Here is a 15,517-nt window from a genome sequence, read left to right on the forward strand (position 1 = left end):
TTCAGTTAAATAAACATATCTTGTAAGAGTTTCTTTTTGAGTGTTTCGATCTGAGTAATTTTTTCTTGGTGTGAGTTGATGAGGTTATCGAGGTTTGAGAAATAGGTGCCGATAGCTTGTTGTTCTTCAAGAGTTGGAATTTGAATAATTGCTTCTTTTATATCATTCGAACTAATTGATTCAAATGTTGATCCTGTACTTAATCTATTCCAGAAACCAGTCATTTTCATTTTTTCTAAAGTATAAAAAATAAAGTCATTGCCTTTTATTGCCGCGACACCACGACCAATAACTACATTGTAATCCGTTTTACCAATATCACCAACAGGAGCTCTCACAGTTAGAATTATATCGCCAATTTCCGCCGTTTTAGTAACTTCCGTGGTCCATAATCTAGGAACGACCTGCTTATCTTTAATATCTGCATTCCCTTGGACTAGAATATAATCATTCGGATTATCTGTATAGTTTTCTGACTTGGGAGATTGTCCCATTGTAATATTTGTAACTTCAGAAAGTATTTTATTTTCCCACTCACCTTCAAATCCATCCAAACGAATCTCAGGAACGGTCTGTCCTGCTTTGGGAAACATCTTGGAAAGCTTAGTCGCCTTGAGAGATTGATAGTTGGCAAGATTGTCCTTGTAGCAAGCCAGAAGGTCGTCAAGGTTGCGGAAGAGGGAGCCGATGGCGGATTGTTCTTCTGGACTTGGTATCATAATTTCTGCAAATCTAATATCTCCTGAATTAATACTTTCAAAAGTTGAACCTGTAGAAAATCTCGCCCAATAGTTAGATTGCTTCATTTTTGATAATAAATAAAAGAGGAAATCATTACCTTTTATTGCAGCCACACCTCGGCCCAAAACTACAGTATAGTCAGTCTTTCCTATATCACCAACAGGTGCTCGAACGCTTAAAATCAAATCACCCTTTTCAGCTAATTTAGTAACCTGAGTAGTCCAAACTCTTGGAAATACTCTACCATTCTTCATGTCTGCATTGCCTTGAACTAGGATATAATCATTAGGGTTATCAGTATAGTTTTTACTATCAGGTGATTGTCCCATAATAATGGGTGCTTTTTCTGTTAACTTGGTATTTCCCCAAATATCATTATGTTTTTTAAATCTTATTTTTGGTTTATTTACTTTTGTCATAATTTACTCTCGTCAATTCGAATTTTCTTTAATTATTTTAATTCGACTGTCAATCATTAGAATAGAAAGCAATGTAATTTTGAATGCAAGAATCAATCTTCCATTACTTAAAAAGTCTCTACCATGTATACACTCATTCCGAATATTGAGTGAATTACTATTATACATAAAATGATAAACAAATAACAAATCAGGAATATTCTCAAAGCTATCTGTAAGATTAAAAACTTCAGTAATTATCTCTCTGAGAATTGAACTTGGATCTCGGTAATTCATAAATTCCTTCTTTTTCATCTTAAAAGGATTATAACCAGACAGTCTCGCAAGTTCTCTAATTTTTTCTTCCAGTAACGGAAATAACTGAGTAATATGTGCAATTTTAATCTCTCTGTCAAATTCAATAAAATTAAATTTGCTACAACTATTTAAATAAAGATACAGCTCCTCTGTTCTATTAAAAATAGTAGTTAAAAAAGTCACGTTTCGGATATAATTTTCATGTAAAGCAAGAATATATTTATTTGGTTTTAAAATATTACGAAACTTATAACTCTTATTATCAATAATTGATTTTACTTGTTTATCTAGCAATTGGTCAACATCATGTCTATCCAATTCTATATCCGGACTATCTTTAGGAAATATTGGGTCAATTATTATTCTATTTATAAAATATAGCAAAGAATTTTCAGAAGCTAATTCCATGATTTCGATAGTCTTTTCTTCTGTAACTAATATACATTGTTTTGCAAATCCAAGTGGATAATTCTGTATCAAGTCATTAAGTTTTTTTATTTCAGTATCTGGGATTTGTTGTTGGTAACTGAACTCTTGCATATTGTTAAGTTCTTGTTCATAATATTTATTTTCCCACAAATTTTGAATAGAAATAATTTCATTTATTAACAAATTTTTATTTAACTGTTCACCACGATTATCACTTAGAAAGTATAAAAATTTCATATACATTAGAAACATATTGGCCGTTTCTAGTGATTGTGTTTCTTCTTTCTCAATTACGACTTCCCGAAACTTTTGGCGTATTTGAAAGAAATACTCATTATCTAAATATACAACAAGTGATACACTATCAAAATAACGAATTAAATCAGCAATATTTTGGACATTAGAAATTGATTTATAAAGATTACGTGAATAACTTTTTAATCTTTCATTTTGTTGCTTGCTAGTTGGAAAACCTAGAGCTTTTAATTTCTCTATTGTTTTTGGTTCTTCAACATTTTGAATAGCTTGCATGAATTTATAACGCAAATAATTACTGATACTTATCTTTTTAAAATCTTTTTCTTTAAAAAGTTTTGATAAAAATAAGACTGAACTTGAATTTAATAGTTCGGAATCAGACTTCATAGAAACGTTGAAGAGCAGTAACTGTATATGGTTTTCAACTACCATAGATGAAGGCAAGATATTGAATTTTTCATAAATTATAGTCTCAATTATATATCGTACTACTCCATCGCCATGGAAATAATCGATTAATTTTTTTAATTGTTCAACTGAAAAACGTGAATTAAAAACCTCATCTTTTAATAAGACATCAAGTGGACGAGTTACAAATCCTAATACAACTCTCTCTTGCCATGTAATCACATTGTATTCATATTTTTTATAATTGTAAGAAAATGTAGTTGTATTAAAAGCTAATGATTTTAATACAGCAAGGAATTGCATTGAGCAAGTTGTATTCTCATGACTTAAATTAGAAGAAATAATTTCTTTCTTTGTGTCAAAGTTTTTTATTGAAATACTTTCTAAATAATCGTAAATCAATTCTTTACGCTCAATAACTTCATCTAAATTATATGCTTGCCAAAAATTCTTAATAGAAAAAATCCCAAAATTAATTTCATCATTTAATTGATTTTTTAAACTCATCAATTTAGTGATATATAGTGCTACTGCTAATATTTTCCCAAAATTTGACTGGACTTTAATAGATAATTGTGACCATGTAATTAAATCTAATTTGAATCTAGAAATCAAAATAATATCTTTTAACAGAACAATATCCGTTTTCATTTCTTCATCTTCAATCTTTTGGATTTTAGAGAAATAATCAATTATTTTTGAAAAAGACACATACCTATTCTCAAAGTCTTCCCATGAATCAATATCATCGTTATCAAAATTATTTTCAAGATAATCTAGAAACCATTGGTAATCTCTGTCATTATTAAGTATTGAATCCATGAGTTTTACTTTTACTTCATGTTCAATATAATTTTTTTTCATGGATAATCCTTCATTTCAAATATTGTATTCATGTTTATAAAATTCGAATGACTACCTCCCCACTCTCAACGGCTCAATCACTTCTTCAATCAGTTGGGTATAGGCTTCTTTGATGTGTTTTTTATAGAGGAGTGGGTTGAGGGCATCTGCCACCTCAACTTTATAGTCCTTGTAGCGCTGACTCTTGGTCAGTTGGCTTTCTCCTAGTTGTTTTTTTGCTCCCTTGCGGTAGTGATTGACATAGTAGCGGAGTTCATCTTCACCCACATACCAGGTCTTACTAAAGTCTTGGATATGCTGCTGGATGACTGCTTCAATCATCTGGTCAAGGATATTGGCGATGGATTGACCTCTGTAGCGGTCAGGATTTGCCTGTACTTCTTGCCAAAGTTCTGAGATGATTTGTGCCAGATTTGGATTGGTCTTCTCAAGACTTTGGATATAGGTATCCACTGCTTCTCTGTCCTGTGCACTGAGACTCTTTTCCTGACTTTGCTCTTGCTCGATCAGGCTTTGGATCAAGGTAAGTATATAGGCATAGTTAATCTCATCCACTTGGATAGACTCTAGTTCGTAGTGGATATCCAGTGGCTCCCCATCTTCATCACCATCTTCTGAACGACTTTTCAACTCTGCTAGGATATTCTGATAAAAACCAAGATAAACTTCTAACTCTTCTGCACTGAGTCCTGTTTGGGCGTAAATTTCGTCCTCATCATACTCTTTATACACGCGGATTGAAGCTAGGTACTTATCAAATCCTTGATAGGCCTTGGCGATTTTTCTCAACTGTGGCGTAGAGATTTGTTCCAGTTGGAGTCCTTCTACAGGGTCATCTGTGATGAGATTTTGGAAGTCGCTACAACTTCTCAAAAAGTTTCTCTTTTCCTCTTCCCAGCTAGGTGCTAGGACATCATTTTCACCACCATTTGAGTAGAGCTTGAGGGCATTATCGACTGCTTCCTTAAATGCTAGAGGCTTTTGGAAGGTGATGATATGACCATAGGTCTTACTGGAGTCAAAGATACGATTGGTTCGACTAAAGGCCTGAATCAAGTCCTGCGGTTGCATAGGTTTTCTATCGATAAAGAGGGTTGATAGACAAGGGGCATCAAATCCCGTTAAGAGACGATTGACCACGATAACCAAGTCCAACTGCTCATTGCGGTAGAGATATTTATCTTGCTTACGGGCAAGGCGGTTATTGACATCTGTATTAAAGCCACGAAGATCCGCCATTGTAAAGTGAGTATCAAACTCTTGGTTATAGTCCTCTAAGACCTGTTTCATGTGGTCTTGGTTGGCTCTTGAGTCTTCTTCATTTTCTGTGACCGAGTAGGTGATGGTCGCCTTTGGAAAGTCTGGAAGGACCATCTTGACTCTCTCAGATACCTTGACCCGTGTCTGTCCAGCCTTGACTTTTTTGAGGAGGTCATAGTAGGCTTGGGCTTGAGGGATAGACTTGACAGTGAGGATGGCATTGTAGGTATTGCCCACTCCTTTTTGGAAGCCTAGTTGTTGGCGTGATTTATTGATAATGGCGTCCAAGACTTCCAGCATGTGCTCCTCATTCTCATAGACGGTATCTGGTATTTCATTTTCAGACTGGTCTGTGATGAGGGTATTGCGATAGTCTACCTTAAAGCCTAAGACAGCTCCGTCATGGATGGCTTCCTTGACCGTATACTCATGGAGACGGTCTCCATACTGTTTCTGGGTGGTTTGGGCGAGGTCGCCGACCTGCTGGCGTTTATTTTCCTTAAAGATGGGCGTTCCTGTAAAACCATACCAGAGGGATTGTGGGAAAAAGGCTTTAATGTCTTTTTGTGTTTGCGGTGTCACGGCACGGTGGCATTCATCCACGACAAAGGCCACTCGGAGTCCTTTGATTTTGTCCGCATCTCGTTGGTAAAGACCTTGGTCAAACTTACGCATCATGGTAGTAATTTTCTGGATGGTGGTCACCACGACACGCTTATCATTACTTCCTAAGCGCTTGACCAAATCATGGGTATTATCTGTCTCATCGATATCGATGACGTCATTGGTCGCATAAGATAGGAAAGATGATGTGGTTTGTTGGTCCAAGTCCCTGCGGTCAACGACAAAAATCGTCTTTTGGATGGATGGAATCTGAAGGAGATTGCGAGCTACCTTATAAGAAGTCAAGGTCTTTCCTGAACCTGTTGTATGCCAAACATAGCCTGATGCTTGCTGGCGAGAGGCTTCCTGCACCGCTTCGATGGCATGGATCTGATAAGGACGCAAAAGGATGAGAGATTTCTTGCTATCGTCAATGACAGAATACTGCATGACCATCTGATGGGCACGAGGGATCGAAAGAACCTCGTGAGCAAAGCTGGTCAGATTTGTCACAGGATGATTGTCCTTATCTACCCACTTGGTTAGAAATTGCTTGTTAAGTTTATTTTCACGAGCTGCAGCGATATAGCGAGTATCTACCTTGTTAGTCACAACAAACATCTGCAAGCTAGAGTAAATACCACGGAATTTCCCTTCACGGTCATATTTTTTTATCTGATGAAAGGCATCGATGAAGGCTGCTTGGGAACTCTTGAGCTCGATTTGAATCATAGGCAAGCCGTTGATAAGAAGAGTAACATCCAGTCTACGGTCTTGGTCCATAGGATTTACTTTTTCTCGTTGGACTTGATTGACAACTTCGTAGCTAGACTTTCCTGCTGCGATATTGTCACGCCAAATGACTGACAAACGGATGATGCCTAGGCTAGCATCTTCTCTTTGAACCTCGACTTTGGCAATGCCGTTTTCTCCGACCAACCACTTAGCAGCATCATAGTAGCTAACAAAGTTGAGTTGATTCTGAATCTGGCGTTTTTCCTGTTCAGTCAAGGGATGGTCTGCTAGCAGAGCAACGTTGTTTTGGGCTAATTTCTCAAAGAAATTGTCCCATAGTTGTTCTTCTGTTTTTAGGTCTTCTCTATAAGTCCATTGGCTTTCACCAGTTACCAGCTGGTTTATCAGTTGTTTTTCTATTTCCAGTTCTGGTTTTACCTGCATCTATATTTCTCCTTCAGGGACAAAATTCTCCCTATTATTATATCATATTCCGGATAGAAAACGCTCACTTCCTTCTATTTCAAAGCGCTTTTGACCTTTTTCTTGGTGATGATGCGGTCGTTTTTGTTGGCTAGGGATTTGAGTCTGGCTTCGAGCAGGATTTTTCGGCCTGCTTCGTTGCGGGTGTAGACGAGTTGGTAGTTGCCTATGTGTGGTGCGACGGCATTTTGGAAGAGCTGGGCATCTTCCTTGCGTTTTTCAAAGAGGCTAGGAACTACAAAATACTTGGACTGTCCTGCTGGTGCTTTTTTAGCGACTAAGAGGTAGCGTTGATTGTCTACAGGGGCAAAGAATTCTCCTAAGGCCTTGGAAAAGAGTTCCTTGTCTCGCATACTGCCACCTTTTAGATAGGCAAAGACATTAAAGCTATCCTTGTCCTCATCGACCTGCACGCGCGACTGGTCATCAGACAAATGTCCGGCAGTCACCATGACTTTGCGAATAGCTTCACCGATCTGGCGCAAGCGTTTATAAGGACTCTTGTAGCTGTAAAAGCGAAAGGCAGTGATAGCTAGGAAGAGACCGCAAAGAGCGGTCAACCATGGCAAGGCAAAGAAGGTTAGTCGAACGACATAAGCCAGGAGACTAATAGCAAATACCATCAGAGCGTAGCGAAGCCACTTTTCAGCATCCGCTAAGGCAAGCAGAGGGATTCGTTTGCTGTCGGTCGCCACTTCATTGACAATCTCAATCTTGTCAGCAACAATGAGAGATTCCTGCCATTTTTTACGAAGGGAGGCACGATCCTTGGATAGTTCCATGATCTTCTCGTTGTACTCTTCGAGTTTCTTTTTCTTAAATGGGAACTCAGGAAAGTTTAAGCGGTCCAGACCTGTTTCGATGGTATCTTCCTTATAGGACAAGCCAAGGAAATGGTCCATACGGCGGGCAAGGGTCTGCAGGTCCTGATATGGATTGAGGTCTAGTTCCTCTTGATCCTCCTTAGAAAAGGTTGGATTTTTATAAGGTTTGATGGCTACTAGGTGCCAGATATTACTAGTCTTATCTGGATGTCCTGGCCAGATACGGATGGCACGGCCCCGCATTTGATTACTGAGCATAAAGCTTCCGACAAAACTTCCGAGGATGAGAGAGTTGACGCAAGGGGCATCCCATCCTTCTCCCAAGAGAGACTTGGTTCCGACCAAGACCTGGATAGAACCACGTTGGAAGAGCTCGGTCACAGCTGCGACCATCCCCTTAAAGCTGGATGGAAAGCCTACTTGGAGATAGGACTCTTGGTCGAGTTTTCCAATGACAGAGAAGCTTAAGCTAGTGTTTGGAATGAGTGCTTGAAGTTCTGCCTTGACACTGGCAGGTATGATCACGACACTACCAGAAAGGACTGCTATAGGGACAGACAAGCCTTGCTTCTGCGCACTTCTGCGAATGGTTTCAAAGTATGGGAGGACGCCTAATTGCGTGATTGGTGCTTGGTCATCTCCCAGATAACTGGCAAAATCCTTACGGATATAGTCCGCTAAGACCAACTGTCTCAAGCCCTGACCTAGACTGGCATATTCGGTCTCAAAGATAGATGCAATCCCAGCTAGTTTTCCTAGAGATTGGTTGAGAATTTGGTCATTGGCCTTGGATTTGACCAAGAAAACCTGACGTTTTTCAATCAACCCTCTTGATTTCAGTTCTGCTTCTATTTTTTTCTTTGTCTCCTGCGGATCCTCATACCAGTCAGGAGTCTGATAGAGAAGGCCTTGCAAGAGAACTTCTAACCAATAGTAATTAAGGGCAGGCAAGCCTTCAGCTCCTAGTAAATCTCGTAGATACTTGGGAATTTCCAGCTTTTGAGCTTGTAGATAAATGAGGAGCGCTGAGAGATACTTAGGATCTTCTAGGAGCATATCCGCAGAGATTTCCCCTTTGAGAACCTTGGAACTCCGAATCAACTCTTGGAAATCAGGATCAACGACTAGTTGGCTGACATACTGCCACTTGGTGTCTTCAAACTCTTCCAAGCGCTTGTCCTCTTCCTTGGTCGGAAAACAGATATAGACAAAGTCCTGATGAGGGCAAAGAGTGTCTTCCTTGACCAGTTCTGGCACCGTGATTTCTTGGTCAATCTCTCCACACATCTGGAGATAGCGATCCCAGAGTTCTGGTTCACTGTCATAAGGCGGTGTCGCAGTGAGAGAGATGACTTGCAGTTGCTGGTAGTTTTTACGGAAGTCTTCTAGACTTTTCCACCATTCATTTCTCAAGTGATGGCATTCGTCCAGACAGAGGGTTTCGACACCCCTTTCCTTGAGTCTGGCAAGCAGATCAAAGCCTACAAAGTCCTCAACCTCGCCGTTATCTTCTTGAGATTGTACCTGTTGCATAGCACTGTGAAAAGCTTGGTAGGTAGCGATGGTGATTTGCTTCATGTCCTTGAGATTTTGAGACACGAGACTTGTAATCTGGTTCTCATCCTCTAAAAAGGCCTGGCGAATCCTATCCACCCATTGTTCTCGAATGGTCACCGTCGGTACCAAAACGAGAGCAGGCTTATCAAAGCGGGCAATCAACTCGATTCCTATGGTTGTTTTCCCTGAACCTGGCGCTGCCACCAAGTGAACATGACCATCTGCTTGGTATTCTTGGAAGTTATCCAAGACCTGTTTTTGGTAGTTGCGCCAAGTGCCATTAAACTTCAATCCTAACATGATTTTCCTCATTCTAAGCTGTCATTTTCTTATTCCCATTTTACCATACTTGAGGCAAAGTCACACGAAGTATCCCATATAGTCTTTCTCCCTAAAATATGGTATAGTAGAATCATACTACACAAGAGGAGTTTACATGTCACACGATAAAGAAATGAAAGCTGTTTCTCCCCTTCTACAGCAAGCAATCAATATTTCCTCCATCATCGGTGGAGTTGGTACGGTGATATTCTGTATCTGGGCCTATCAGGCTGGAATTTTGCACTCCAAGGAAACCCTATCTGCTTTTATCCAACAGGCTGGTTTCTGGGGGCCACCGCTCTTTATCTTTCTACAGATTTTGCAGACAGTTGTTCCTATCATTCCTGGTGCTCTGACATCCGTTGCCGGTGTCTTTATCTACGGGCATATCGTGGGGACGATTTACAACTATATTGGCATTGTTATTGGTTGCGCCATTATCTTTTACTTGGTGCGTCTCTACGGAGCCCCCTTTGTTCAGTCTGTCGTCAGCAAGCGGACCTATGATAAGTACATTGGCTGGTTGGATAAGGACAATCGCTTTGACCGATTCTTTATCTTTATGATGATTTGGCCCGTTAGTCCAGCGGATTTTCTCTGCATGCTAGCCGCTCTGACTAAAATGAGCTTCAAGCGGTATATGACCATTATCATCCTGACCAAACCCTTTACCCTGGTCGTTTACACCTATGGCTTGACCTATATCATCGATTTCTTTTGGCAAATGGTTGGCTAATACACAAAAAACTCAAGGAGAATCCTTGAGTTTTTCTTTGTTAGACTTCTTTTTTCAATAAAAAGGAAACAAGGACTGATGTGGCAATCATCCATGCTCCTAGAATGATAAATGTCATGCGACCATCTAAAGTCACAAAGCTAATCCCTGAAAGAACGAATGGCGTTAAAGATGCACCAAAACTACAGCCCAAAACAGCATAGGAAGTTGCTTTGTTGAGGAGTTTAGCTGGAATTTTCTCAGATATCAACTGAAAGACTGTCGTCAGAGCAATGCTGTAGGCAAATCCTCCCAGGATAGATCCTGCAACAACCACCCAGAGTGATGGTGCTATGGCAATGATGATTTGCCCAATTCCAAAGGTGACTCCTGCAACCAATAACAATTTTTCCTTGAAGGCAGATATGAGGAAAGAAAAGCTAATTCCCGCTAAAATACCGATCAACTGCATGGCACTTAATACTAGACTAGACAACTGAGCATCTCCGAAACCTGCCTCAATCATGAGACTAGGAATTCGGAATGTAATGGCTGTATTGGTACATACAATGACTGCAGCCCCAATGGCTAGGAAGAAAATTAGCTGTAGCATAGAACGAGTCAAACTCACTGTTTCTTCTGTCTTTTGCTTTGAAGCGAATATTTCAGCTTTACCATAGGGTACAAAGAGAAGGAAGAGTGCAAGAACCACTAAACCTGCTGCATAGGCTAAGAAAGTAGCGGTCCAACCAAAAGCCAAAAGTTGCCCCACCGCCAGCGTCAAGATAGAAGCACCTACTACCTCAGCTGAGCCACGAAAACCAAGCATTTGGATACGAGTCTTGCCTTGATAACGCTCACTGATGATAGAGATTGCCTTGGCGTTCAGCATTCCAACTCCAAGTCCAAAGAGAAGACGTGTCGCAAAGACAAAGTAATAACCCTGATACCAGAAGGGGGCTGTTCCACTAATTGACAAAACTAAAAGTCCTAGAGTCAGTTGGAGACGTTCTGGAAAAATCCGCTCTAAAACTCCATTCAATAACAGCATAGCCATAATTCCAAAAGAAGGAAGACTGACTAAGAGTTCTACCTGACCGGTCGAATAGCCCTGATAATAGTCAAACATGGCTGGCAGGGCACTCGAAATTGAAAACGATGTGATTAATACTAATGACAGAGAGAGTATACTCACTTTTTCTAAAAATTGTTTCATCTTATCCTCATTCATGATTCATGTTAGTAAAAAAGGTCCTTTCCTATCATACACTGTTTCCCAAAAATTGGCAAGTGACTAAGTAATGAGACCAAAAGAAAAAGCGGGGCATCAAGCACTATAAAGTCTTGATGACATCCCACTTTTATATGTTTTATCAAGATATTTGACTTAAATTTTCAAGAATCGACGCATTGAGATTCCTGAACCAAGTGAACCGATACAGATTCCGATGACGAACAAGAGAGCAATCATCAATGGAATAAAGAGATCCGGTGTAATCAAAGATAAGTTTTGACCAACCAAGGATGGGTTGACAGATTGGAACACTCGGTTATAGATAAAGTAAACCAAAGCTGATGGGAGAGCTCCTCCCAACAATCCGATAAAGGCACCTTCTAGCAAGAATGGGCCACGGATGTAGCTATTCTTGGCACCAACCAAACGCATGATTTGGATTTCACGACTACGTGAAATGATGGTGATACGAATGGTATTTGAAATCAAGAAGACTGCGATGAAGATCAAGAGTCCTGCAATGACCAATCCCCAAACACGGATGAAGGAAGCCAACTTGAAGAGGCGTTCCGTATTGGCACCACCGTCTTGAACTTCAGAAACACCTTCGATTTTCTTAGCTTCTTCAGCTACTGGTTTTACATCACTTGGTGAATTGGTATCTACGATATATGCATCGTGAAGTGGATTAGCATCTCCATCGAAAACCTTCCACTCATCACCCATAGTTTCAGTTAGCTTTTGGTACTGTTCTTCTTTGCTTGAGAAGGTAACACTTTTAACAGCTGGCATGGCTTTTAGAGCATCGTAGACCTTGTGGTAGTCATTGTTCGTAACAGTTTGACCTTCTTTTACAATGGTTTCACTGTTATCTTCGACATCCTTTCGAACATAAATCATGACGCGAACGTTATTTTCAATATCAGTTGCTAATTTTGCAGTATTGAAGATAACTGAGGCAAAAATAGCAACCAAGGTTAAAGTAATCATTACTGAACTGATAGCAGCAATGGTCATCCATCCATTACGCTTTAAGCTCTTTAAAGCTTCTAATAGATGGCGGAAAAATCTACTAATCATCGTATCCGTACTCTCCTTTCGCTTCATCACGTACCACGCGACCATTTTCGATGGCAATAACGCGGTGGCGCAAGGTATTTACGATTTGGCTGTTGTGGGTCGCCATCAAAACAGTTGTCCCTTGAAGATTGATACGCTCCAAGAGGTTCATGATTTCCCATGAGTTATCTGGGTCCAAGTTCCCTGTTGGTTCGTCGGCAATCAAGACCTTAGGATTGTTTACAATAGCACGCGCAATGGCAATACGTTGTTGCTCCCCACCTGAAAGCTCATTTGGGAATGAACGAACCTTGTGCTTCAAACCGACAAGGTCCAAGACTTCCATAACACGTTTTTTGATGTTACGACGGCTTTCACCAACAACTTCCATTGCATAAGCAATATTCTCATAAACGGTTTTCTTTGGCAAAAGTTTGTAATCCTGAAAGACTACGCCTACGTTTCTACGTAAGAATGGAATGTCTTTCTTTTTAATCTTAACCAGGTTAAAACCTGCGACCTGCAAGCTTCCTTTCTCAATTTTTACTTCGCGGTACAAGGCACGGATAAAGGTTGATTTACCGGCACCGGAAGGTCCTACGATGTAGGCGAATTCTCCTGCATCAATATTTACAGTGACGCCACGTAGGGCAGTTGTCCCGTTGTCGTATTTTTTGACAACATCTCTCATTTCAATGATTGACATGTGACTTCCTTTCTTTTAACTGATACGCCATTTCAGATAAGCATCGATGAAACCATCTAGGTCTCCATCCATAACCTTATCGACTTGCGCTACTTCAAAGTTGGTACGATGGTCTTTTACCATTGTATAAGGTGTAAATACATAGGAGCGGATTTGGCTTCCCCATGTAATTTCCTTTTTCTCACCCTTGAGGGAGTCTACCTCAGCAGCTTTCTTTTCCTGCTCCATCTGGTAGAGTTTTGCCTGGAGCATCTTCATAGCACGGTCACGGTTCCCGTACTGGGTACGGTCAACAGTTGATGCTACAACGATACCTGTCGGGATGTGGGTCAAACGGACACCGGTTGAAACCTTGTTGACGTTTTGTCCACCTGCTCCCCCTGAACGGAAGGTATCCATCTTGATGTCATCCTCACGGATCTCAACTTCGATGGTATCATCCAACTCTGGCATGACCTCTACAGAAGTAAATGAGGTGTGGCGACGTTTAGCAGAGTCAAATGGTGAGATACGAACCAAACGGTGAACTCCCATCTCTGATTTTAGAAGACCATATGCATTTGGCCCTTCAAAAGACAAGGTTACTGACTTGATTCCTGCTTCATCACCTGCTTGGTAGTCCAAGACCTCAACCTTGAAGCCTTTGGCATTTCCATAGCGAGTATACATACGAAGGAGCATATCGCCCCAGTCTTGAGCCTCTGTTCCCCCTGAACCTGGATGGATTTCAAGGATAGCATTATTGTGATCATAAGGTTCTGACAAGAGAAGGGTCATTTCGTAGCTGGTCATCATCTGAGCTAACTCATCGAGTTTTTCAACCAACTCATCCTTAACGGATTCGTCCTCCGCCAAAAAGTCCAGTAAAATCTCAACTTCATCCTGCAACTCATCCATCTTGTGGAAGGTATTATAGGTATGTTTTAGTTCGTTTAATTCTTGCGATGTTTTTTGGGCCGCAATATTATCGTTCCAAAAATCAGGTTCTGTCATTTTGTTTTCCAAAATGGCAATCTCTTCCTCTAAACCTTCGAGGTCAAAGAGACCCCCTGAAAGAAGCTAATTTTTCACGATTTGCGTCAATTTTTTGACGGATTTCTGAAATGTCCATACATACTCCTTTAATTGTATCGTTTTATTATACCATAATTTTTCTTATTTATCTAATCGGTGTTTTTTTATTTTATTATCAAAATATTTAGGCAAGAAGTAAGGCCCATAATTTCACCTAAAAACTAGAAAATCTCACAAGAATTTTCTCATGAGATTTCGTAAATTTATACTTAATTTTACAAGTTAACTGTCAGCACTTGACCGTTTTTCACAACCTGCTCACCTGCAATGTAGACGTCGTCAACATCACTGGATTTGACGGCATAAACGAGGTGAGATAGCATGTTTTCTTGAGGTTGGAGATGGATTTTTCCTTGGGGCTGGATAACGAGAAAATCTGCTTGCTTGCCAACTTCTAGACTACCAATCTCATCTTCCATTCCTAACACCTTAGCACCCTCGATTGTCAGTGCCTTGAGGGCGGTTTCGATTGGAAATTGACTGGCATCGCCACTTTTCATTTTCTGTAAAAGGGCTGCTGTGCGTCCTTCCTCAAACATATCAAGGTTATTATTAGAAGCAACTGAGTCCGTTGCGATACCAACTGGTACTCCTGCTTTCTGAAGTTGGACAACTGGTGCAATCCCTGAGGCTAGTTTGAGGTTGCTGATAGGATTGTGGGCGATAGCGACTTGCGAATCTGCCAAGCGTTCTATTTCTGCTTCATTTAACTCCACACCATGGGCAAAGACAGCTTTACGATCTAAATAGCCAAGATCATCTAGAAATGCTAATGGGCGTTTGCCATAGCGTTTCAGGATAATGCCTGACTCTTCCTGTGTTTCTGCCACGTGGATATGAAGGGGAATGTTTTCTTCTTTTGCTAGCTCAAGACTTGCCTCCAGCAAATCTCGACTACAACTGTAGGGCGAGTGAGGAGCCACCATCACCTTGAAATTTGGGTCTTGATAACCTTTGATTGTCTCGATAACAACTCGAGTTCTGGCTATAGTTTCAGCCGTCGTCTCCACGTCTGATGAAAAAAGGGTTGGAGAAAAATAGCAACGCATCTTGGATGCCTTAACCACCTCATAAATCTCAGCTATATCCACTCCATTAGGATTGTACATATCATTGAAAGTTGTTGTTCCTGACCGGAGCATCTCTGTCAGCGCCTCTTTGACGGCCTTTGTAGTCACCTCTGGTGTGAATTCTGCTTCTGCTGGCCAGATATAGTCCTCCAGCCATTCATGGAGATTACTGTCATCGCGAATGCCTCTCAAGCCTGTCATGGCAGAGTGAGTATGGCAGTTAACCAAGCCAGGCATGATCCAAGCCCCCTGATAGTCTATGATTTGGTCTGCTTGCTCGAGAATCTCTTGATTTTCCTGACCGACATAGACAATTTGGGATTCTTTAATAGCTAAAATCCCATCTAGATAGACAGGGAAATCTTGGTCACAAGTCACGATATTTACATGCTGAAAGACTTTCATCCCTAGGCTCCTTTTCTATATAAGTATTCATACTGGATAATTTTTCTAGCTATTG

10 protein-coding genes are annotated in these 15,517 nt (G+C 40.5%); 1 reads left to right on the plus strand and 9 read right to left on the minus strand.

Annotated elements, in window-relative coordinates; all coding sequences use genetic code 11:
- Positions 1-5: 5 nt before the first annotated feature.
- The 4 genes from HMPREF9180_RS07580 to HMPREF9180_RS07595 all read right to left on the minus strand — a co-directional run bounded on the left by HMPREF9180_RS07580 (position 6) and on the right by HMPREF9180_RS07595 (position 9,178).
- The gene (locus HMPREF9180_RS07580) at positions 6-1,160 is read right to left on the minus strand and encodes a restriction endonuclease subunit S (RefSeq protein WP_006145939.1); all 1,155 of its coding nucleotides are present in this window, start codon (positions 1,158-1,160) and stop codon (positions 6-8) included.
- Between the two features lie 12 nt (positions 1,161-1,172).
- A complete protein-coding gene (locus tag HMPREF9180_RS07585) occupies positions 1,173-3,416 on the minus strand; it encodes a hypothetical protein (RefSeq protein ID WP_006145940.1) in 2,244 nt (747 codons plus the stop codon).
- A gap of 51 nt (positions 3,417-3,467) precedes the next feature.
- The gene (locus HMPREF9180_RS07590; protein ID WP_006145941.1) at positions 3,468-6,458 is read right to left on the minus strand and encodes a type I restriction endonuclease subunit R; all 2,991 of its coding nucleotides are present in this window, start codon (positions 6,456-6,458) and stop codon (positions 3,468-3,470) included.
- A gap of 74 nt (positions 6,459-6,532) precedes the next feature.
- Positions 6,533-9,178, minus strand: coding sequence for a DEAD/DEAH box helicase family protein (locus HMPREF9180_RS07595; RefSeq protein WP_025168728.1), 2,646 nt, complete (start codon positions 9,176-9,178; stop codon positions 6,533-6,535).
- A 136-nt stretch (positions 9,179-9,314) separates the two neighbouring features.
- Between HMPREF9180_RS07595 and HMPREF9180_RS07600 the strand changes: the two genes are divergently transcribed.
- The gene (locus HMPREF9180_RS07600) at positions 9,315-9,935 is read left to right on the plus strand and encodes a TVP38/TMEM64 family protein (RefSeq protein ID WP_006145943.1); all 621 of its coding nucleotides are present in this window, start codon (positions 9,315-9,317) and stop codon (positions 9,933-9,935) included.
- 40 nt (positions 9,936-9,975) lie between these two features.
- On the opposite strand, the gene HMPREF9180_RS07605 is transcribed toward HMPREF9180_RS07600, so the two are convergent.
- From HMPREF9180_RS07605 to HMPREF9180_RS07625, 5 genes are all read right to left on the minus strand, one after another.
- Positions 9,976-11,130 carry an MFS transporter gene (locus HMPREF9180_RS07605; RefSeq protein WP_025168729.1) on the minus strand — a complete coding sequence of 385 codons (1,155 nt, stop codon included), beginning with the start codon at positions 11,128-11,130 and terminating at the stop codon, positions 9,976-9,978.
- A 171-nt stretch (positions 11,131-11,301) separates the two neighbouring features.
- Positions 11,302-12,228, minus strand: coding sequence for a permease-like cell division protein FtsX (gene ftsX, locus HMPREF9180_RS07610; RefSeq protein WP_006145945.1), 927 nt, complete (start codon positions 12,226-12,228; stop codon positions 11,302-11,304).
- Positions 12,221-12,913, minus strand: coding sequence for a cell division ATP-binding protein FtsE (gene ftsE / locus HMPREF9180_RS07615; RefSeq protein WP_006145946.1), 693 nt, complete (start codon positions 12,911-12,913; stop codon positions 12,221-12,223). Before ftsE ends, ftsX begins: the two co-directional genes overlap by 8 nt.
- Before the next feature lie 15 nt (positions 12,914-12,928).
- Positions 12,929-14,024, minus strand: a protein-coding gene (prfB, locus tag HMPREF9180_RS07620) for a peptide chain release factor 2 (RefSeq protein WP_154645149.1) whose coding sequence is annotated in 2 segments (ribosomal slippage) — positions 12,929-13,951 and positions 13,953-14,024 — 1,095 coding nt in all. Because the reading frame shifts where the segments join, the coding sequence is not laid out codon by codon here.
- Positions 14,025-14,202: 178 nt separating this feature from the next.
- Positions 14,203-15,462, minus strand: a complete 1,260-nt coding sequence (locus HMPREF9180_RS07625) for a TRZ/ATZ family protein (RefSeq protein WP_006145948.1) — start codon at positions 15,460-15,462, stop codon at positions 14,203-14,205.
- Between the last annotated feature and the right edge of the window lie 55 nt (positions 15,463-15,517).

It is taken from the genome of Streptococcus peroris ATCC 700780 (genome assembly GCF_000187585.1).
Lineage (GTDB): Bacteria > Bacillota > Bacilli > Lactobacillales > Streptococcaceae > Streptococcus > Streptococcus peroris.

Coding starts and splice junctions, on each gene's coding strand:
- HMPREF9180_RS07590 (WP_006145941.1), bottom strand. CDS start 6,458: ATGCAGGTAAAACCAGAACTGGAAATAGAAAAACAACTGATAAACCAG.
- HMPREF9180_RS07595 (WP_025168728.1), bottom strand. CDS start 9,178: ATGTTAGGATTGAAGTTTAATGGCACTTGGCGCAACTACCAAAAACAG.
- HMPREF9180_RS07625 (WP_006145948.1), bottom strand. CDS start 15,462: ATGAAAGTCTTTCAGCATGTAAATATCGTGACTTGTGACCAAGATTTC.
- ftsE (WP_006145946.1), bottom strand. CDS start 12,913: ATGTCAATCATTGAAATGAGAGATGTTGTCAAAAAATACGACAACGGG.
- HMPREF9180_RS07580 (WP_006145939.1), bottom strand. CDS start 1,160: ATGACAAAAGTAAATAAACCAAAAATAAGATTTAAAAAACATAATGAT.
- HMPREF9180_RS07605 (WP_025168729.1), bottom strand. CDS start 11,130: ATGAAACAATTTTTAGAAAAAGTGAGTATACTCTCTCTGTCATTAGTA.
- ftsX (WP_006145945.1), bottom strand. CDS start 12,228: ATGATTAGTAGATTTTTCCGCCATCTATTAGAAGCTTTAAAGAGCTTA.
- HMPREF9180_RS07600 (WP_006145943.1), top strand. CDS start 9,315: ATGTCACACGATAAAGAAATGAAAGCTGTTTCTCCCCTTCTACAGCAA.
- HMPREF9180_RS07585 (WP_006145940.1), bottom strand. CDS start 3,416: ATGAAAAAAAATTATATTGAACATGAAGTAAAAGTAAAACTCATGGAT.